Below are 611 nucleotides of genomic sequence, written 5' to 3'. Positions count from 1 at the left end.
CTTCTTCAACAGATATTTAATGTCCCAATCGTGCTCCATAAAATCCTTTGCCAACCAATCCAACAATTGTGGATGGGAGGGCAGGCTTCCCTGTACCCCGAAATCCTCCGAGGTAACCACAAGTCCGTTCCCGAACAACATCCCCCAGACCCTGTTCACGAAGACCCTCGAAGTCAATGGGTTGTTCTCATCGGTTATCCATTGGGCCAATCCCAATCTGTTCTTTGGAAGTTTTTCGGAAAATGGCAGGATGAATTCAGGTGCAGTGGGAGTTACTTCCTCCCCAGGGCTGTCATACTCCCCACGATCGAAAATGTAAGTGGTTCTGGGCATGGAATCGTTCATGACCATCACCTTGACTGCTTCCCCTTCAGCCTTATTGATAAAGGACAGGACCCCATCGGTCTCCTCATCGGTAATGGTCATAAAAGGTGCATCGGCAAAATATTTCTGATTGGCAGCTTGTACTGCATCCATACGTAAGCCTTTTTCATCCACATTGTTGAAAAAGGAATAGATTTCAAAATAATTCTTCTGGGACAACTGATCGTATTTATGGTCATGGCATTTGGCGCATTCCAGGGTTAGGCCCAAAATGCCCTTCCCCAAGG

At 46.8% G+C, this 611-nt stretch carries 1 protein-coding gene; it reads right to left on the bottom strand.

From position 1 onward, the window contains the following. Positions 1-611: DUF1553 domain-containing protein (locus tag H4O18_RS21890; protein ID WP_187588650.1), on the bottom strand; the 611-nt coding region annotated here is incomplete at both ends.

The sequence above is a fragment of the Arenibacter arenosicollis genome (assembly GCF_014397245.1).
Classification (GTDB): domain Bacteria; phylum Bacteroidota; class Bacteroidia; order Flavobacteriales; family Flavobacteriaceae; genus Arenibacter; species Arenibacter arenosicollis.
The sequence above is the reverse complement of the archived record's forward strand: the minus strand, read 5'-3'. Positions and strand labels throughout refer to the sequence as shown.